Origin of the sequence: Nocardiopsis aegyptia, assembly GCF_013410755.1 — a bacterium.
Lineage (GTDB): Bacteria > Actinomycetota > Actinomycetes > Streptosporangiales > Streptosporangiaceae > Nocardiopsis > Nocardiopsis aegyptia.
Genome location: NZ_JACCFS010000001.1, coordinates 4168836 through 4189542, shown reverse-complemented (window position 1 = coordinate 4189542; position 20707 = coordinate 4168836). Strand labels below are relative to the sequence as shown.

At 75.7% G+C, this 20707-nt stretch carries 5 protein-coding genes; all 5 read right to left on the bottom strand.

The annotated features are described in order from the left end of the window. Nucleotides 1-161 precede the first annotated feature (161 nt). The 5 genes from HNR10_RS18735 to HNR10_RS18715 are packed head-to-tail and all read right to left on the bottom strand — an operon-like array spanning nucleotide 162 to nucleotide 20644. Nucleotides 162-1187 carry an alpha/beta fold hydrolase gene (locus tag HNR10_RS18735; RefSeq protein WP_179825345.1) on the bottom strand — a complete coding sequence of 342 codons (1026 nt, stop codon included), beginning with the start codon at nucleotides 1185-1187 and terminating at the stop codon, nucleotides 162-164. Then, nucleotides 1184-4366, bottom strand: a complete 3183-nt coding sequence (locus tag HNR10_RS18730; protein WP_179825344.1) for a non-ribosomal peptide synthetase — start codon at nucleotides 4364-4366, stop codon at nucleotides 1184-1186. Before HNR10_RS18730 ends, HNR10_RS18735 begins: the two co-directional genes overlap by 4 nt. Then, on the bottom strand, nucleotides 4363-4566 hold the full coding sequence (locus HNR10_RS18725; RefSeq protein WP_218897851.1) for an MbtH family protein: 204 nt from the start codon (nucleotides 4564-4566) through the stop codon (nucleotides 4363-4365). Before HNR10_RS18725 ends, HNR10_RS18730 begins: the two co-directional genes overlap by 4 nt. Then, nucleotides 4566-11081 carry a non-ribosomal peptide synthetase gene (locus HNR10_RS18720; protein WP_179825342.1) on the bottom strand — a complete coding sequence of 2172 codons (6516 nt, stop codon included), beginning with the start codon at nucleotides 11079-11081 and terminating at the stop codon, nucleotides 4566-4568. Before HNR10_RS18720 ends, HNR10_RS18725 begins: the two co-directional genes overlap by 1 nt. Next, nucleotides 11078-20644, bottom strand: a complete 9567-nt coding sequence (locus HNR10_RS18715) for a non-ribosomal peptide synthetase (protein ID WP_179825341.1) — start codon at nucleotides 20642-20644, stop codon at nucleotides 11078-11080. Before HNR10_RS18715 ends, HNR10_RS18720 begins: the two co-directional genes overlap by 4 nt. Nucleotides 20645-20707: the final 63 nt, after the last annotated feature.

Sequence of the window (20707 nt, the reverse complement as noted above, 5' to 3'; positions counted from 1 at the left end):
CGTATCCGCTACTGGTCCCCCGGCCACGGCTGCCCGAAGGGGACCTGCTGGCGGCACCACGGGAACAGCCACCAGACGACCTCGGGGAACTCACGGCGGCGGTCCGCGCCTGGCTCGACATGACCCATCGCACGGACCACCCGTAGGCGACCGAACACCCCTCAGCTCTGCTCGGCCGCCAGGCCGAGCAGCAGCTCCGACCACGCCTCGACGGTCGGCTTCTCCGCCAGCTCCGCGAACGGCACCTCCAGGCCGAGCGCCTGCCAGCGCACGGACAGCTGCATCATCCGCATCGAGTCCAGCCCCAGCTCGAACAGGCCCGCCTCCGGCGTGACCTCGGCGGCGTCGACGCCGAGAACGTCGGCGATCGAGGCGCGCAGGCCCTCGACGCTGAGGGCTGCGGTGATCTCGTCGGATTCGGGCATGGGGTACTCCTTCACTGAGGCAACGCGGTCGGGTGTCACGGGTTCGGTGGCCGCGGCGACCACCTCCGCCAGGTGTTCGTGCAGGTAGAAGTGCCCTCCGGGCAGGACGCGCGCGGTGAACCGGCCCGTGGTGGCCGACTCCCACGCCTCGATCAGCTCGGCGCGCATCGACGGGTCGGCGTCACCCGCGAACGCGGTGACGTCCACGTCGAGCACGCCGGAACCGGGTCGGTAGCGCTCGATGAGCCGGAAGTCGTTCCGGATCATCGGCAGCAGCAGCTCCCACAGCTCCGGATGGTCCAGCACCTCGCCTCCCCCGCCACCGAGCGCGTCGAGCGCGGCCCGCACACCCGCGTCGTCGCGCTCGTGGACCGGCCGGGCCGGGGCCCGCTGGGCGAACGGCCCGGGCCGGGCCGACACCACGAGCCGCTGCACGAGCCCCGGCCGCAGCCGGGACAGCGCGAGCGTGAACTCGTGCGCCACGGACGCCCCCATGCTGTGTCCGAACACCGTCACCGGCCGGTCCAGCTCGGGCTCGATCGCCGCCAGGGCCTCCTTGACCAGCGTGTCCATGGCGTCGATCAGGGGTTCGCGCACCCGGGTCTCGCGGCCCGGGTACTGCACGGCGTACGGCTCGATGTCGCCGGGCACCAGCGCGGGCCAGGCCCGATATGCACTCGCCGCTCCCCCCGCGTGCGGGAAGCACAGCAGGATCCGGCCGGCCTGGGGGCGTGCGTCCAGGCGGCGCAACCACGGAGTCATCCGGACAGCCCCGCTTCCACCTCGTCGTCGGACAGTGCCAGGACATGCTGGTACAGCTCGGCGACGCGGTCCAGGCTCGGGTCCTCGGCCAGCAGGGCCGTGGCCATCCCCGCGACCGTGCCCGTGGACAGCAGCGCCATCAGCGGCAGGCCGGGCCGGTCCAGTGCCTCGCGCAGCTCCACCAGCACCCGCGTTGCCGCGACCGAGTCGCCGCCGACGGTGAAGAAGTCGTCGTGCACCCCGACGGCGTCGAGCCCGACGACCTCCGCCCAGATCTGCGCGATCGTCTCCTCCAGCGGCGTGCGCGGAGCAGCGATCTCCCGCTCCTCGGTCGAGGACGCGGCCTGCGACCGGGCGGCGAGCGCCGCGCGGTCCACCTTGCCGTTGCCGGTGAGCGGCAGCTCCTCCAGAACGGTGACGGTGGCGGGCACCAGGTGGTCGGGCAGGCGCTCGGCGAGGGCCGCGCGCAGGGCGTCGGGATCGGCGTCGCCCGTCACGTGGGCGGCGATCGCGCGATGACCGCGTCCATCGGCCCGGGGCACGCCGACGACGGCCGCCGCGGTGACGCCGGGCTGCTCCCGCAGTGCGGCCTCCACCTCCCCGGGTTCGATCCGCATCCCGCGCACCTTCACCTGGGCGTCCGCGCGGCCGACGAACTCGATCGTGCCGTCGGGCAGCACGCGCCCCAGGTCGCCGGTGCGGTAGATCCGCTCACCGCGGCGGTCGGTGAAGGCGGCGCCGGTGCGTTCGGGATCGTCCCAGTAGCCGCGGGCCACCCCCGGTCCGGCGCAGCAGAGCTCGCCGACCACGCCCCGGGGCCGTTCCCGGCCGCGCTCGTCGAGAACGTGATAGGCGGTGTTGGCGATCGGGCGGCCATAGGGGATCGTGGCGCGGTCGAGATCGGCCGGGACGACCCGGTGCCAGATGTTCCACAGAGTCGTCTCGGTGGGCCCGCCGACGCTGACCACGTCGATCCCGGGCACCTGGTCGAGCAGGTCCGCGGCGAGCCGGGGCGGCACCCAGTCCCCGCCGAGGAACACCGTGCGCAGTGAGTGCGGCGCGGAGCCCGCGGCCAGCAGCATCTCCATCATCGCGGGCACCGAGTTCCACAGGGTGACGCCGTGTTCCGCGGCCAGTTCGGCCCAGTGGTCGGCGTCGCGCGCGCGGTCGGCCGCCGGGACGACGACGGTGCCGCCCGCGCCGAGCACGCCGAAGAGGTCGAACGCCGACATGTCGTGGTGCAGCGCGGTGACCGCGAGACACGTGTCGTCCGGTCCGACCCCGAACTCCGCGCGCGTGGCCTCCAGCGCGTTGACCATCCCGCGGTGCTCGACCATCACGCCCTTGGGACGGCCGGTCGAGCCCGAGGTGAACAGGACATAGGCCAGGTCGCCGGGCCCGGCCGTCATGGGCGGCGGCTCCTGCTCCGGGAGGGTGAGGGCCTTGGCGAGCGTCTCTGCGTCCAGGACGGTCTCGGTCCCCGCGTGGTCGAGGAGGGCGTGGACGCGAGCCGTGGGCGCGGCGGCGTCCAGCGGCAGGTACGGGCACCCGGCGAGGAGCACGCCGTAGGCGGCCACCACCTGCTCCCACCCCTTGTCGAGCAGGACGGCGACGGGGTCCCCGGGGCGGGCGCCCTGCGCGCGCAGCCAGACGGCCACCCGCGCGGCGAGCCCGTGGAGTTCGCCGTAGGTGAGCGTCCGGTCGGGGGCGATGACGGCCGTCCGGTCGGGGTGCGCGCGGGCCTGGCGGACGAAGGCGTCGTGCACCAGGTCGTCGGGGATCGGCGCCACCGGCCCCCGGAGGCCACCGGCCACACCAGACCCGCCGGCCTCCCCCAGGAGGTCGGGGGCGTTCCAGGCGTCGGGCTCGGCGAGCCGGTCCAGGATCCGGCCGAGGTCCGCGCACAGGGCGTCGGCGGTCTCCGGGGGCAGCAGCGCGTCCACCGAGTCCAGGTTGTACACCAGCCCCGCCGGGGACTCCTCGATCTGCGTGTCCAGGTACACCTGCGGGGTCTGGGTGACCGCGAACACCCGGCGCAACGTGTGCCCGAGCAACGGCTCCTCCCCCGCCGTGAACCCGATGGTGCTGGTCAGGACGACCGGCATGAGCGCCCGGCGGCCCCCTCCGGTGGCCCGCGCGACGTCGCGCAGCGCGCGCACGCCCGGGTACTCCTGGTGCTGGAGGTCGGTCCAGAAGGTGCGCTGCAACCGCTTGGCCCGCTCGGCGAACGGCAGGTCCGGGTCGCGGTGGTCCACCTCCAACAGCGAGAAGGACGCGAACTCGCCGAGCAGCGCGTTCGCCTCGGGATGCAGCGGGAACCGGTTCATCCGGGGCACGTTGAGGGTGAAGTGCGCCGACTCGCTCCAGGCGGCGAGCACCTCGGCGAACGCGGTGAGGCACACCGTGGAGGCGGTGAGCCCGTGGGCGGCGGCACTGGCCTTCACCGCGCGCCAGCGCTCGTCGGGCAGGGTCGCCAGGCGGCTGGACCAGCGCGGCACGTCGACCGTGGCGGGGTCCGCGGCCAGCGGCAGCCGGGGCGCGGGCGGCAGGGCCGCGACCTTGCCGCGCCAGTACTCCTCGGCCCGCCGATATCGGTCGGTACCGGTGATGGCGGCTTCGGCCAGGACGTAGTCCCGATAGGTCACCGGGAGGGGCGCAAGCTCCGCATCGGGATCGCGATAGAAGCGGGTCAGGTCGGCGATGAGCAGCTGCCAGCTGAGGTAGTCCAGGATCAGCGCGTCGAAGCTGACGTGCACCCGGCTGCGTCCCTCGTCCAGCAGGCTCACGACCACCGAGAACAGCGGCCACGCGTCGGCCGGGCGGACCTGGTGGGAGAGCCGTTCGCGCACGCGGCGCAGCTCGGGTTCGGGGTCGCGGCCCCGCAGGTCGACGATCTCGGGGGTGAACTCGCCGGTATCGGCCAGAACCGCCTGCTCTCCGGTGTCGGGCAGGATCACCGTGCGCAGGGCGTCGTGCCGCTCGATCGCCCGGCGCCAGGCCAGGGTGAAGCGGTCGGTGTCGAGCTCGCCCTCGTACTCGTAGTACGCGTGGGTGGACACGTTGCCCAGCTCGAACGCGCCGGTGCGTCCGAGCAGGTAGGCCTGTTGCTGGTCGGTGAGCGGGAAGGGGTCGAACCGGTGCTCGGGATCGTGCTCGGCGATCGGGTAGGGGGACCTCACCCTGCCTCCCTGACGCTCGCCGGACGCAGGTCGGTCCAGGTCCGCTCGATGTGCTCCAGGCAGCCCTGACGGGTGTCGCGGTCGTGGGCGACCCGCCAGCCGGCGGGCACCGCGATGATCGCGGGCCACAGCGAGTGCTGGCCCTCGTCGTTGACGAGCACCAGGTAGAGGCCGTCCTCGTCCTCGAACGGGTTGGTCATCACAGGTTCCTTCCGGAGTCGGCGGCCACACGCTCGGCGAGGTTGGCCGGGGTGGTGTGGGTGAACAGGTCGGCGATGGGCAGGCGTGCGCCGGTCTCCTTCTCGATGCGGGCGCGCAGCCGCACGAGCATCAGTGAGTGGCCGCCACGGGCGAAGAAGTCGTCGTCGGCGCCGACGGAGGCCACACCGAGCGCATCGGCGTGCACCCGGCACATGAGTTCTTCCAGCGGGGTGCCGGGCGGGCGGTGGTCGGGGACGGGTTCGGGGTCGGGCAGCGCGGCGCGGTCGAGCTTGCCGTGCGCGGTGAGGGGGAGGGCGTCGAGTTCGACGAACGCGCCGGGCACCATCGACACCGGCAGTACCTCCAGCAACCGCGCGCGCAGCCCGGCCGGGTCGAGTGCCGTCCGTCCCGACGCAGCCGACGCGGTCTCCGCCCCGACAGCGCCCGGCTCCGCGACGACGTAGCCGACCAGCGAACGGCCCCCGGCGGGGTCCTCGCGCACGTCGGCGGCGGCCGCGGCCACGCCCGGCAGCCGGGACAGGGCCGCGGTGACCTCGCCCAGCTCGATCCGGAACCCGCGCACCTTCACCTGGTCGTCGGCCCGCCCCACGTAGTCGACGCCGCCATCGGGCAGCAGCCGCGCCAGGTCGCCCGTGCGGTACATGCGGCTCCCGGGCGGCCCGAAGGGATCGGCGACGAACCGCTCCGCGGTCAACGCCATCCGGCCCAGGTAGCCGCGCGCCAGACCGTCCCCGGCCAGGTACAGCTCGCCCACCACCCCGCTCGGTACGGGGTTGAGCCCTCCGTCGAGGACGTAGGCGCGGGTGTTGGCCGTGGGCCGACCCACCTGGGGGCGGGCGGTGGCGCCCACCCTCGCCGACAGGGCGTCCACGGTCGCCTCGGTCGGCCCGTACAGGTTGAAGCCCTCGGTGGACTCCAGCTCGCGGATCTCCTGCCACAGGGACGGCGGCACCGCCTCGCCGCCCACGCCCAGCACCAGCAGCGGGCTCCGGCCGTCCCGGATGAGCCCGGCGGCGGCCAGGTGCATGGCGTGCGAGGGGGTGACCTCGATGAAGTCGATGTCCTCCCGCTCGATCAGCGCCACCAGCGCGTCGGGGTCGCGCTGGTCGTCCTCGGTGGCGATGTGCAGCTCGTGTCCGTCGAACATCCACAGCTGCGGCTGCCAGGACGCGTCGAAGGCGAACGACCAGGCGTGCGCGACACGCAGCGCCCGGCCGCCCGCCCGTGCCGCGGCGGGACGGTACAGGCTCTCCCGGTGCGAGGTGAACAGGTTGACCACGCTGCGGTGCTCGACCACCACGCCCTTGGGCGTCCCGGTGGAGCCGGACGTGTAGATGACGTAGGCGGGGTGGTGTTCCGCCACACCCGCCACGGGCGGGGTCGCGGGCAGCTCCGAGCGGTCCGACAGGTCGGTGCGGTCCAGGTACAGCAGGTCGGCGTTGCCGCACGGCGCCTGTGCGGAGGTGGTGACGACGAGCACCGGATCGGCGTCGGCGACGATCATCGACCGGCGCTCGGCCGGGTACTCCGGGTCGATGGGCAGGTAGGCGGCGCCGGACTTGAGGACGGCGAGGATCGCCACGACCGTCTCGGCGGAGCGGGGCAGCTGGAGGCCGACGATCCGCTCCGGCCGGGCGCCGCGCCGGCGCAGCTCGTGGGCGAGCCGGTTGGCGCGGGCGTCCAGCTCGGCGAACGTGTACCGGACGTCCCCGCACACCACGGCGGTGGCGTCGGGGGTCCGCGCGGCCTGGTCGGCGAAGAGCGCGGGCAGGGTGCGGGCGCGCGGCGCGGGCAGGGCGGGTCCGTGCCAGGCCTCGCGGACCGCGCCGGCCTCGTCGGCGTCCAGCAGGTCGAGCGTGCCGAGGGGTTGGTCGGGGTCGGCCAGGACGGCGCGCAGCAGGCGCAGGTAGCGGGCGGCGACGGCCTCGGCGGTGGCCGGGTCGAACAGGTCGGCGCGGTACCGCAGCACGCCGTCGATCCCGTCGGCGCCGTCCGCCGCGGTCAGGTCCAGGGAGAGGTCGAACTTGGCCTCGCCGGTGGAGGCGTCCTCGGGCCGCACGTCCAGGCCGCCGAGGGCCAGGGCCCCCTCGGGCATGGACTGGTAGGCGAGCATCACCTGGAAGAGGGGGTGCCGGGCCAGCGAGCGGGGCGGGTTGAGCTCCTCGACCAGCCGCTCGAAGGGGACGTCCTGGTGGGCGTAGGCGGCCAGGTCGAAGTCGCGCACCCGGCGGAGCAGTTCCCGGAAGGCGGGGTCGCCCGAGGTGTCGGTGCGCAGCACGAGGGTGTTGACGAAGAACCCGACCAGGTCCTCCAGGGCGTCGTCGCCGCGTCCGGCCACGGGCGCGCCCAGGGGGATGTCCGTGCCCGCGCCGAGCCGGGTGAGCAGTGCGGCCAGAGCGGCCTGGAACACCATGAACAGGCTGGTGTCGGTGGAGCGGGCCAGATCCCGCAGGGCCTGGTGGGTCTCCGGGTCGATCCGCAGCCGGGCCTCGCCCGCGGCGCGGCCCGCGACGGCGGTACGGGGCCGGTCGGTGGGCAGCGGGAGCTCGTCCGGCAGGCCGGCCAGCGCCTCGGACCAGAAGCCGACCTGTTCGGCGAGCAGGCCGCCGGGGCTCTCGTTCAGGAGTTCGCGCTGCCACAGGGCGTAGTCGGCGTACTGCACGGCCACGGGGTCGTGGTCGGGTGCGCGGCCCGAGAGGCGGGCCCGGTAGGCGCGGTCGAGGTCGGACAGCAGCGGGAGCACCGAGGCGCCGTCGGCGGCGATGTGGTGGACCAGGACGAGGAGGACGTGTTCGTCCTCGCCGAGCCGGAACAGGGTGGCGCGCACGGGGATCTCGTCCTCGAGCCGGAAGGCGTACCGGGCCGCTTCGGACAGCGGCGCCGACAGCGCGCCGGTGCCGGGGGCGGGGGCGATGTCGGTGCCGGAGCCAGGGGCGGTGCCCGAGTCGGCGTCGGGGGCGACGTCGACCACGGTGAACGGGACGGCCGGGTCGGGGACGACGACCTGGCGCGGCGTGCCGTCGTCGTCGGGGAAGACCGTGCGCAGGCTCTCGTGCCGTGCGACCAGGTCACCGAGGGCGGCGGACAGAGCGGCGGTGTCGAGGCGACCGGTGAGCCGGACGGAGAACGGGATGTTGTAGGAGGGGTTGGGGCCGTCCATCCGGTAGAGGAACCAGAGGCGCTGCTGGGCGAAGGACAACGGCAGCTCGTCGGGGCGGTCGCGGCGGACCAGGGGGACGGGAACGCGCGCGCCGTCCACGCGGGCGGCGAGTTCGGCGACGGTGGGCGCCTCGAAGACCGTGCGCAGCGGCAGGTCCGCGCCCAGGACGGCGCGGATCCGGCCGGTGAGCCGGGGGACGAGGAGGGAGTGGCCGCCCAGGCCGAAGAAGTCGTCGTCGATGCCGACCGTGGGCACCGACAGCACCTCGGCGAACACCTGGCACAGCAGTTCCTCGCGCGGGTCGCGGGGTCCGCGTCCGCCGGAGCGGGCGGCGGTGTCGGGGGCGGGCAGCGCGGAACGGTCGAGCTTGCCGCTGGGCAGGACCGGGATCGCGTCGAGTTCCACGAAGGCCGCGGGGACGAACGCGGGAGGCAGTTCAGCGGCCAGGAAGCGGCGCAGCCGGTCCGGGTCGACGGTGTGTCCGGGCGCGGCGACGAGGTAGGCGGCCAGGGAGCGCTGCCCGGGCGCCTCCTCGTGGACGGCGACCACGGCGGCGGCCACCTCGGGGCGGCGCAGCAGGGCGGCGGAGATCTCGCCCGGCTCCACCCGGAAGCCGCGGATCTTGACCTGGTCGTCGGCGCGGCCGACGAACTCCAGCGCGTCGTCGTCGTTCCGGCGCACGAGGTCGCCGGTGCGGTACATGCGGGTGCCGAGCGGTCCGAAGGGGTCGGCGACGAACCGCTCGGCGGTCAGCGCCATCCGGCCGAGGTAGCCGCGGGCGAGGCCGTCCCCGGCCAGGTACAGCTCGCCGACGACCCCGGACGGCACCGGGTTGAGCCCGCCGTCCAGGACGTAGGCACGGGTGCCGGGGTCGGGCGGACCGATCGGCACGGGCGCGCTCATCCCGGCGCGACAGGCGCCGAGCGTGGAGTTCACGCTCACCTCGGTGGGGCCGTAGGCGTTGAACATGCGGCGGCCGGGCGCGTACCGGTCGACCAGAGCGGGGGTGACCTCCTCGGTGCCGGCCAGGAGGCAGATCCCCTCGGGCAGGCGGGCCTCCTCGGGCAGCGCGGCGAGCAGCGCGGGCGGCAGGATGGCGTGGGTGACGCGCTGGTCGCGCAGGTAGTCGGTGAGGGCGGTGCCCGCGACGCGGCGGTGGGCGGGCACGACGACGAGCGTGCCGCCGGTGCACATCACCTGGACCAGTTCCCACCAGGCGACGTCGAAGCCCGGGGAGGCGAACTGGCCGACCCGGCTGTCGGGGGTGACGAGCAGGCGTTCGGTATGCGTGGCGACGAGCTTGGCGACCCCGGCGTGCGGGACCACGACGCCCTTGGGGCGGCCGGTCGAGCCGGAGGTGTAGATGACGTAGGCGGGGTGTTCGGGACGCAGGTCCACCGGTCGGGGCGGATCGTCCCCGCCTTGGTCTTCGTCGCCGAGCAGCAGGCGGGGGACGCCGTCGAGGGGGCCGGTGAGCCGTTCGGCCAGGTCGGGGGTGGTGACGGCGCAGCCGGGTGCGGCGTCGCCGACCATGTACGCCAGGCGCTCGTCGGGGTGGTCGGGGTCCAGGGCGAGGTAGGCGCCGCCGGCCTTGAGCACGCCGACCAGGGCGCACACCAGCTCGACCCCGCGCGGCACGGCGACCGCGACCACACTCTCCGGCCCGACGCCGCGGCGCTGGAGGGCCGCGGCGATGCGGTCGGTGCGCGCGTCCAGGTTCGCGTAGGTGAGGGACTCGTCCTCGCACACGACGGCCTCGGCGGTGGGCCGCTCGGCGACCCGGCGCGCGAACTCGGCGGTCAGGGTGGTGCGCGGGTAGGTGCCGGTGGCGTTGAGGTCCCGTACCACCCGCTCGGTGCCGCGGTCGTCGAGCAGGGTCAGCCGCCAGACGGGGCGGTCCGGGTCGGCGGGAATCTGCCGGAGCAGGTGGGCGGTGGCGTCGACGAGGCGCCGGGCGTGTGCGGGGGCGATGACGTCGGTCCGGTGGGACAGGCGCAGGGTCAGCGGGGCGCCGGGGGTCTGGCCGGGCAGGGCGGTGAACGCCAGGGGGTAGTGGGTGGCGTCGGTGGAGGCGACGGGAGTGAGCCGCAGGCCGGGTGCCGGTTCCAGGGCGCGGTCGGGGTCGAAGGGGTAGTTCTCGTACACGGCGAGCGTGTCGAAGAGGTCGCCGCCGCCCGCCGCCCGCTGGATGTCGGCGAGTCCGAGGTGCTGGTGGGGCAGGAGGGAAGCCTGCTCCTCGCGCAGCCGGGTGAGTGTCTGGGCGACGGTCCGGGCGGGGTCGAGGCGGACGCGGACCGGGACGGTGTTGATGAACAGGCCGACCATCGACTCGACGCCGGGCAGCTCCGGCGGGCGCCCGGAGACGGTGGTGCCGAAGACGACGTCGGTGCGCCCGAGCACGCGGGAGAGCAGGGTGCCCCAGGCGAGTTGGACGATGGTGTTGACGGTGACGCCGAGTTCCCGGGCGCACCGGTCCAGGGCGGCGGTCTCCTCCGGGGTGAGCGTGGCGGTGACATGGCCGGGGAGTGGGTCACCGGGCGTGCTGGATTCACCGGAGGCCCCGGACGTGTCGGTAGCACCGGAGGTCTCTGCCGCACCGGGAGCCTCAGATGGCCCCGGAGCCCCGGGCGACCCGGACGTACCGGGAGCACCCGCCGACTTCGCCGTGTTCGGGATGTCCGATGGGGCCGATGGGCGGGCGGTGCCGGGGGCGACCATGGTGGGGTCGGCCAGGCCCGCCAGCGCTCGGCTCCACGCGGCCTCGGCGGCGGGCCGGTCGCGTCCGGCCAGCCAGGCGAGGTGGTCGCGGTAGGGCGTCGCGGGCGCGGGCACCGCACCGCCGCCCTCCGCCTCGTAGAGCGCGAAGAGGTCGGTGACCAGCACCGGGAGCGACCAGCCGTCGAGAAGGATGTGGTGGTGGGTGAGCACGAGCCGGTGCCGCTCCGGCCCCAGGCGCAGGACCGCGAACCGGATCAGCCCCGGCTCACCGAGGTCGAACCGGTGGGCCCGCTCAGCCTGCGCCCACCGCCGGGCGGCACGCTCCGGATCGGAGTCCCCCGACACGTCGGCCTCGTCCCACACGGGATCGACCGCGGTCGGGATCAGCGCGACGGCCGTGCCGTTCTTCCGGCGCCGGTAGCACGAGCGCAGCACGGGATGGCGGCGCAGCAGGGCGGTGCCCGCGCGGCGCAGGCGGTCGGTGTCGAGGTCCCCCTCCACCTCCAGCACCTGCTGCACGGTGTACACGTCCACGTCCGCCGACTCGGCCTGGAAGAGCAGGCCCTCGGCGAGGGGGGCGAGCGGCCAGATGTCGTCGAGTCCGGTCCTGGTCAACGATGGCTCCATTCGGCTTCGAACTCGTCGATCTCGTCCTGGTCGAGGCTGACCAGGTCGAGGTCGGATGGTGTGTGTCCCCGCGCGTCCGGACGCCGCCCCGCCGCGGCCAGGGCGTCCAGGCCGGCCCCGAGGGCGTCGGCCAGGGCCCGTGCCTCGGCGGCGGCCATGACTCCGACCGGCCAGCGCAGGGTGAGGAGGAGGTCCTCGCCGGCGGCGGCCTCGGCGGTACCCGGTCGGGGGCGGGTGGCGGCGTCGACCTCCAGGGCGTACCGGGCGGGCAGGGAGGGCCCGGTCCCGTCGATCGACGCGGTGTGCTCGGCGACCGTCCACGGCTCCGTGCCCGTGTCCAGCCGGCCCAGGTGGTTGAAGCAGAGCCGTGGCCGGAGCGGGTCCTCGGGCGCGTGGCGGCGCAGCAGCGCGTGGGCGTGCCGGTCGTCGGGCAGGGCCCGCAGCTGTTCTTTGACGGCCTTGAGCGCGCGCACGGGATCACCGGTACCCGGTTCGAGCCGGACGGGCGTGAAGCTGGTGAACCAGCCGACGGTCGCCGACAGGTCGGCGTCGCCGTCGCGGCCGTGACCCTCCAGGTCGACGAGCACACCACCGCGCCCGTGGGCGCGCTCGCGCACGGCCAGCGCGAGCGCGGTCAGCAGGACGTCGTCCAGACGGCCGTTGACCAGCTCGGCCGTGCTCCGCAGGGCGTCGGCGTCGCGGACGGGCAGGGTGAGTCGGCGGGTGGTGGCCGCGCTGTCGAGGGCGGGGTCCACCTCGCGGATCAGCCGGAGGGGCGCCGGGTCGGCCGCGGCCGCCCGCCAGAAGGGGAGGTGCGCGAGGACGGCCGGTCCGTCGGCGCGCTCGCGCAGGGCCAGGGCCCAGCCGCGCAGGGACGTGCCGCGACGCGGCGCGGTGTCACCATCGTCCCAGGCCGCGCGGAGGTCGGACAGGATCACCCGCCACGAGACGGCGTCGACGGCGACGTGGTGCGCGGTGAGGACCAGCAGCCCGGGGTCGAGCCACACGGCGCGGAACACGTGGCCGCGTTCGGGGTCGAGTTCGCCCCGCGCCCGGTCGGCCTCGGCGGCGACGCGGTCGGGGTCCCATCGCTCGACCGAAGGGTCGCCCGCGCCGGGCCCGTCGACCGTGCCGGAAGCCGCGGCAGAGGCCCGTGGCCCGTTCGTCCCGAAGGGGGTGGGGCGGTCCGCACGCGGAACCGCCGGCCACGGGCGTCGGCCACCGGTCGGCGCGGTGTCGGCGGAGACGCGGCGCAGGCAGGCGCGGGCGGCCACGGACCCGGGCGGGCCGAGGTGCAGCGTCCACTCGCTCCCCGGCTCCAGGCGGGCGCGCAGCGCGTCGTGCCGGTCGAGCACCGACTGGAGCGCCAGCGTGAGCCGTCGGGGGTCGGTGTCCTCGGGCAACCGGACGACGAGAGTCTGGGCGAACTCCCGGACCACGCGCGGGTCCCCCGCCGCGCGTTCGCGCAGCCAGGCCAGGGCGGGCGTCTCGGGGACCGTCCCGAACGCGGCCTCCTGCGGCTCGGCGGCGGCGCCCGCCCCGGTGACCGGGACGGCGACCGCGGCGAGCCGCGCGGGCGCCTGGTGCTCGAACACGTCCGCGGGGTCGATGCGCAGTCCGGCCGAGCGGGCGGCGCCGACCATCCGGATCACGCCGATACTGTCCCCGCCGAGGGCGAAGAAGCCGTCGTCCAGCCCGACCTCCGCCAGTCCGAGGACGTCGGCGAACACCGCGGCCAACCGGTCGCCCGCCGACCGCGGGGCCGGTGCGAGGGAAGCGTCCGGGTCAGGGTTCGGTCCCTCTCCCGAGACCCGTTCCGACTCCGTCCCCGGCACGCGGGGCGACTCCGCTGCCGGCTCCCCTTCCAGCTCCGTCCCCGCCACCTGGGGCGACTCCTCGGGCCGGCGGCACCGCGGCAGCCCGTGGTCGTCGAGCGCCGACAGCGGCGCGTCCACGTCGGCGAGCACCGAGTCCAGCAGCCGGGTCAGGCCCGACGCCAGCGCCTCGACCGTCGCCCGGTCGAACAGGTCGGTGCGGTACTCCGCGAACCCGGCCATGCCGTCGGGTCCGTCCACGACGGTGACGGTCAGGTCGACCTGAGCGACACCGGTGCGCACGACCCGCGTCGACGACCGCACGCCGGGCAGGTCCAGTTCGGCCGCGCCGGTGTTCTGGTAGGCCAGCATGACCTGGAACAGCGGGTTGCGCCCGGTGGAGCGGGCCGGGTTGACGGCGTCCACGACCCGCTCGAACGGCACCTCCTGGTGCTCGTAGGCGGCCAGCGCGGTCCGCCGCACCCGGTCCAGCAGCTCCCGGAACGCGGGGTCGCCGGAGGTGTCGGTGCGCAGGACGAGCGTGTTGACGAACAGGCCCACCACGTCGTCCAGGCGGGTGTCGAGCCGTCCGGCCACGGGCGTGCCGACCGGGATGTCGGTTCCGGCTCCCGCCCGGGTGAGCAGCGCGGCCAGGGCGGCCTGCCAGACCATGAAGGGACTGGCCCCGAGCGCGGCAGCGGCCGAGCGCACGGTCGAGGCCAGCCGGTCGTCGACGGCGAAGGGCACGAGTCCGCCGTCGTAGCGCGATTCCCGGGGGCGCGGACGGTCCAGCGGCAGCGGCGTCTCCTCGGGCAGCCCCTTGAGCGCCGCCCGCCAGAACTCCGTCTGGTCGTCCCCGGCCAGGATCTCGCGCTGCCACCGGGCGTGGTCGGTGGTGCGGATCGGCAGCGGCTCCCACCGCGGCGCGCGCCCGGTCCGCCGGGCGGCGTAGGCGTGGGCGAGGTCGCGCATGAGCGGGCCCAGGGACCAGCCGTCCGCGGCGATGTGGTGGACGACCAGCAGCAGGACGTGCTCGTGTTCGCCGAGTCGGAACAGGGTGGCCCGCAGGGGTGTCTCGGCGGCCAGTACGAACGGGTAACGGGCCGCCTCGGTGAGGTCGGCGTCCAGGGTGTCCGACGTGCTCGGCCGCACGTCCGGACCGGTGTCGGCCGCCGCCCGCAGGACCTGGACCGGGTGGCCGTCGACCTCCGGGAAGACCGTGCGCAACGCTTCGTGGCGTTCGACGGTGTCGGCCAGCGCGGCGCCCAGTGCCCCGGTGTCCAGCGGCCCGGCCAGGTGGCGGGCCGCGGCGATGTTGTACGCCGGTGAGGGACTTTCGAGCCGGTGCAGGAACCACAACCGCTGCTGCGCGTACGACAGGGGCTCGGTGTCCTGGCGGTCGCCGGCCACCAGTTCGGGGCGTGCGGACGCCGGTCCGCCGAGCGCGGCGGCGAGCCGGGCGGGGGTGCGGGCGGCCAGGACGGCGGCCACGGGCAGGTCCGCGCCGAGCACCGACCGCAGGCGGGTGGCCAGTCGGATGCCCAGCAGGGAGTGGCCGCCCAGGGTGAAGAAGTCGTCGTCGGGGCCGACCTCGCGGGCGTCGACGCCGAGGACGTCGGCGAACAGTTCGCGGACGACGGTCTCGCGGGGGTCGCGCACGGCCGGACCGTCCGGCCCCGACGCCCCCGTCCCGGGCCGCTCCCCCACCGGCACCGCCGCACGGGCCTCGTCGGTCCAGGGGTCCAGGTCGTCGGCCCGGCGGTCGGGGTCGGCGGCGAGGGCGGTGAGCAGGGCGGTGAACCGGTCCAGGACGGTGTGCCCGGCCTCGTCTCCGAAGGCGGGGGCGCGGTGGTCGACCGACACGGAGAGCCGGCCGCCGCGCGGGATCACGGTGAGCCCGAGCGGGTAGTGCGTGGCGTCGCGACCGTCGGTCCCGAGGACGCGCAGGCCGGGTCCGGCGTCGAGGGGCACGTCGGGGTAGTTCTCGACGACGAGCAGGGTGTCGAAGAGCGTGCCGTGCCCGCGCTGGAGTTCGGCCAGGCCCAGGTGCTGGTGGTCGAGGAGGGCGGCCTGTTCCGCCTGGAGCCGGTCGAGGAGGTCGGCCGTGCTCTCGCCGGGCCGCACACGGACCCGCACGGGGACGGTGTTGGTGAACAGGCCGATCATGGTCTCCGCGCCGGGCAGGTCGGCGGGCCGACCGGAGACGGCCGTGCCGAAGACGACGTCGTCGCGGCCGGTGCGACCGGCCAGCAGCAGCCCCCACGCGCCCTGGAGCAGGGTGGTCAGCGTCCAGCCCCGCCGGGCGCACAGTGCGGCCAGGTCCTCGGCGCCGGGCAGGTCGACGGTGGTCCGGACGGGGGGCGCGGTGGCCTCGTCGGGGGCGACCAGGGTGGGCACGGCCCCGTCCAGGGCCCGCTCCCAGGCGCGGCGGGCGGCGTCGGCGTCGCGGTCGGCGAGCCAGGCCGGGTGGGCGCGGTGGTCGGGGGCCGGAGGCAGGTCCGCCCCGGTGTACAGGGCGAGCAGCTCGCGCAGGAGCAGGGCCAGCGACCAGCCGTCGAGGATGAGGTGGTGGCAGGTGAGGACGAGCCGGGTGACGGGGCCGCGCAGCAGGCACAGGCGCAGCAGGGGCGCGGTGGCGACGTCGAACGGGCGGTCCCGCTCGGCGCGTTCCACGGAGTCCGGGTCCTCGGCCGCCACCACACGCAGCGGGTCGCCGACGGCGTCGGTGACGACCGCGACCGGGCGGCCGTCGGGGGTGGTGCGGAACGCGGTGCGCAGGACGGGGTGCCGCAGCAGGAGGCGTCGGACCGCGGCGCGCAGGGCGTCCTCGTCGACGGTGCCCGCCAGGTCGACGGTGAACTGCACGACGTAGAGGTCGGTGCCGGGCTGGGCCGCGTGGTAGAGCAGCCCTTCGGCGAGGGGGCTGAGCGGCAGGACGTCCTGGAGGCCGGGATCGTCGGCGGCCAGGGTGTCGATGGCGGCCTGGTCGAGCCCGCTGAGCGGGACGTCGCTGGGGGTCAGCCGGGCGGGGCCGCGGGCGGCGTGGTCGGCCAGGGCGTCCAGGGCCCGGGTCCAGGCGTCGGCGAGCAGGCGGACGTCGTCCTCGGCAAGGACACCCTGGGCCCAGGACCAGCCGGCCGAGAGGCGGGGGCCGTCCGGGTGGTCCAGGACGACGGCGTCGAGTTCGAGGGCGTGGGCGCGGGGCAGGCCGGGGTCGCTGCCCGCGTGCAGGCTCACGGGCTGCCAGTCGCCGCCGCTGCCGGTGAACCGTCCCAGGTAGTTGAAGGCGATTTCGGGCGCGGGGCCGGTGTCCTCGCCGAGCAGGTAGCGGCGCAGGCCGTGGTCGTCGGCGGTCCGCCGCGCGTCCGCGAGGGCCTCCTTGACCCGGCGCAGCGCGCGCCCGGCGGAGGGGCCGCCGGCGAGGGCGTCGGCCACGTCGACCAGCCCGGGGTCGAGGAGGACGGGGAACAGGCGGGTGAACCAGCCGACGGTGCGGGTGAGGTCGTCGTCGCCGTCCCGGCCGTGGCCCTCCAGGTGGACGGACAGGGCGGTGCCGTGCCCGCCCCCGGCGCGGCGGAGTTCGGCGGCGGCCAGGACGAGGGCGGTGAGCAGGACCTCCTCGGTGCCGGTCCGGAAGGCGCCGGGGACGTCGGTGAGGAGCGCACGGGTCCGCTCGGCGTCCAGTTCGCGGTCGAGTCGCAGGGTGGTCGCGGCGGTGTCGGTCGCGGGGTCCAGGGACCGCGCGAGCGGCAACCGCCCGGGGGCCCCGCCCCCACCTGCACCCATGGACCCGGCGGGCAGTGTGTGGTCGGGGAGCTCGGTGGGCCGGGTGCGTCGGGGAAGGCGGGCGGCGCGGTCGGCGAGGCGTTGGGCGTGGCCCCGGAGCGACGTCGGCACGGGGTCGAGCTTCGGCTCGCTCCCCCCGGCCACGGCGGCGTGCGCCACGGCCAGGTCGCCCAGCAGGATCCGCCACGACACGGCGTCCACCACCAGGTGGTGCGCCGTGCACACCAGGCGCCCGGGCCGGTCCGGTCCCGCGTCCAGCCAGCGCAGGCGCACCATCGCCCCCGCGTCCGGGTCGAGCGCGGCCTCGGCGGCGGCCAGGTGCTCCTCGACGGCGCCGTCGAGCGCGTCGTCCGCCACCTGGGCACGGACCAGCACGTCCTCGGCGCGCACGGCACCCGGCGGCGGCACGTCCAGCCACCACGGGCCGCCGTCGCGCACGAGCCGGGCGCGCAGCGCGTCGTGGTGGTCCAGCAACGCCCGGACGGCACCGGTCAGGTCGGCCTCCCGGACCCCCGCGGGCACCTGGACGACCACGCTCTGGCAGAACCCGCGGTGCCCGCCCGGCGCGCTGCGCTCGCGCAGCCACTCCGCGATGGGCGTGGGCGGGACCGGTCCGACTCCGTCGGCGGCGTGCCCCGCGGCCGTGTCCGCCTCGCGCGCGAGCACCGCCAGCCCCGCCGGGGTCTGCTGCTCGAACACCTCGCGCGGGCTGAACTCCAGTCCCCGCGAGCGCGCCCGGCCGACCAGCGTGATGGCCTGCACGCTGTCGCCGCCGAGCCCGAAGAACCGGTCGTCGGCGCTGACCTCCGGCAGCCGCAGCACCTCCGCGAACAGCGAGCACAGCAGCCGCTCGCGGTCCGTGCGCGGCTCCCGCCCGGACCTGGCCGCCGTGGCGGGGGCGAACGCCGGGTCCGTGGCCAGGCGCCCCCGGTCCAGCTTCCCGCTGGGGCTCAGCGGCAGCTCGTCGACCGGGTGGAACACCGCGGGCACCATGTAGTCGGGCAGCGCCGCGGCGGCGCCGTCGCGCACCTCGTCCTCGTGCCCGCCGACCAGGTAGCCCACCAGCCGGTCGTCGCGCACCGCCACGGCGGCTCCCTCGACCCCGGGCTGGGCGCTCAGCACCGCCTCGATCTCACCGAGTTCGATCCGCAGTCCGCGCAGCTTGACCTGGTCGTCCGCGCGGCCCAGGTACTCCAGGACGCCCTCGTGGTCGAACCGGGCGATGTCGCCGGTGCGGTACATCCGCGCGCCAGGCGCCCCGTACGGGTCGGCGACGAACCGCTGGGCGGTCAGGTCCGGCCGGCCGAGGTAGGCCCGCGCGAGCTGGGCACCCGCGATGTAGAGCTCCCCGGCCACCCCCGGCGGCACGGGGGCCAGGTTGCGGTCCAACACGTACAGCGCGGTGTTCCACACCGGGCGGCCGATGGGGACGGTCGGCGTGTCCGGGTCGGATGTGCTCATCTGCGCGGAGACGTCGACCGACGCCTCGGTCGGGCCGTACAGGTTGTGCAGTTCCACCGAGGGCAGCAGTCGGTGGAAGGACGCCGCCAGGTCGGCGGGCAGCGCCTCGCCGCTGCACAGCACCCGGCGCAGTCCCGCGCAGCGTTCGGGGACCGCGGGGTCGGCGAGGAAGGCGCGCAGCATCGAGGGCACGAAGTGGACGGTCGTGACGCTCTCGGCCCGGATGAGTTCGGCCAGGTAGGCCGGGTCGCGGTGCCCGTCGGGCCGGGCGACGACGAGTGTCGCCCCGGTGATCAGCGGCCAGCAGAACTCCCACACCGACACGTCGAAGCTGGAGGGGGTCTTCTGCAGGACCGGCTCTCCGGGGGTGAGCCCGTAGGCGTCCTGCATCCACAGCAGGCGGTTGACGATCCCGGCGTGCGGCACCACCACGCCCTTCGGGCGCCCGGTGGAGCCGGAGGTGTAGATGACGTAGGCCGGGTGCAGGGGGTCGACCACGACCGGGGCGGAGTCGTCCGAAGCCGAGCCGCCCGGGGCGGCGGCCCCCTGGTCGAGCGTGTCCAGGAGCAGGCGCGGCGCCTGCTCGGGCAGCCGGTCGGCGAGGTCGGCGACGGTGAGCACGGTCTGCGGCGCGGCGTCGTCGATCATGAACGCGATCCGGTCGGCCGGGTAGCCGGGATCGACCGGCAGGTAGGCGCCGCCCGCCTTGAGGACCGCCCAGATCGCGGTGACCAGTTCCAGGGAGCGGGGCAGCAGCAGCGCGACGGTCCGCTCGGGTCCCACGCCCAGGGCGCGCAGCACCCCGGCGAGCCGGTCGGTGCGCTCGTCGAACTCGGCGTAGGTCAGGCGCCGGCCCTCGTACACGACCGCGTCGCCGCCGGGTGTGCGGGCCACCTGGTCGGCCAGCAGCGCGGGCAGTGTCGTGGCGGGGACGTCCGCCCCGGTGGCGTTCCACCTGCGCAGGACGCGGTCGCGCTCGTCGTCGCCGAGCACGTCGATCCGGTCCAGCGGCAGTTCCGGGTCGGCCAGCACGGCCCGCAGCAGCCGGTCGGTGTGGCGCAGGAGCGCGTCCGCGGTCTCGGCGGCCATGGCGGGCGTGCGGTGGGTGGCCTCCAGGGTGAGGCCGTCGGGAGTGAGCACGGCGGCCAGCGCCAGGTCGAACTGGGCTGTCCCGTTGTAGACGGGGATGTCGCGGGCGCGGACGCCGGGGAGTTCGAACCCCTCCAGCACGTCCGTGCGCAGCGAGAACAGGACGTCGAAGAGCGCGGACCGGTCGGCCGTGCGGTCGGGCGCCAGTTCGCCGACCAGGCGGTCGAAGGGGACGTCGGCGTGGGCGTAGGCTCCCGTGCACACCTGGCGCACGTGGGTGAGGAGGTCACCGAAGCCGCGCGAGCCGTCCACCGCGCAGCGCAGGACGAGCGTGTTGCCGAAGTTGCCGACGACGTCCGCGGTGCGGGGGTCGGAGCGGTCCACGACCGGGGTCCCCAGCGCGATGTCGTCCGCGCCGGTGTAGCGGTGCAGCACCGCGGCCGTGGCCGCCGTGAGCAGCATGAACGGGGTGACCGCGGCTTCGCGTGCGACCCGGGTGAGGCGTTCGGCGACGTCGGCGGAGAGCACCCGCGTGCGGCGTCCGCCGCGTTCGCCGCCGCCCGTGCGACCGCTCAGGGGCAGCCGGAGGGGATCGGGGACGGGGGTGAGCCGGTCCCGCCAGTAGTCGAGCGCGGGCGCCGGCCGGTCCGCCTCGGCCGCCGCGTGCTCGGCGTAGCGCCGGGCGGGCGGGGCCGCGGGCGTGCCGGCATAGGCGTCGGCGATGTCGGTGAGGAGCACCCGCCAGCTGGCGTCGTCCCACGCGATGTGGTGGACGACGATGAGCAGGGCGTGCTCGTCGGGGGCGAAGCGCAGCAGCCGCAGCCGGATCGGAGCCTCGGCGGCCAGGTCGAAGGGGCGCGCGCCCAGTCGGGCGGCCAGGTCGGCCACGGTCCGGTCGGGGTCAGGGGCGCCGGGGAGGTCGACGAGTTCGGGGACGGGGGCCAGGTCCGGGCGCACGACCTGGGCGGCGGCGTCCGGGTAGACGGTGCTCAGGACCTCGTGCCGCGCACAGGCGGCGGCCACCGCGGCGAGGAGGGCGTCGGTGTCGAGGGGCCCGGACAGGCCGACGGCGGCGCAGAGGGTGTAGGCGGTGCCCTGGGGGTCCAGGCGCTGGAGCGTCCACATGCGGCGCTGGGCGGACGAGAGCGGAGCCGACGACAGGGCCGCCGGCGCGGCGGGCCTCGCTGGGTGCGCGGAGCCGTCGGGGCCGGATCGCTCCGGCCCGGAGCCCCCGCCCGCGGCTCCCGTGTCCGGGGTCCCGGAGCCCCCGGCTGCCGCGCCACCCCGTCCGGAGCCCTCGGCGCCGCCCCCGGCCCCGTCCCCGGGCTCCGCGCCGAGATCGGCGTCGGCCAGCATCCTGCGCAGCAGTTCACGCCTGCGTGCGTGCCGGTCCTCGCTCACGTGGACTCCCGTCCTGATCGCCGTCGACGCGGGTCTGCCCGCACCACTTCCGCGGTCGGATGT

Bases quoted from the DNA above. Each gene is read 5' to 3' on its own strand.
- HNR10_RS18725 (WP_218897851.1), bottom strand. From the start codon at position 4,566: ATGACCAACCCGTTCGAGGACGAGGACGGCCTCTACCTGGTGCTCGTC.
- HNR10_RS18735 (WP_179825345.1), bottom strand. From the start codon at position 1,187: ATGACTCCGTGGTTGCGCCGCCTGGACGCACGCCCCCAGGCCGGCCGG.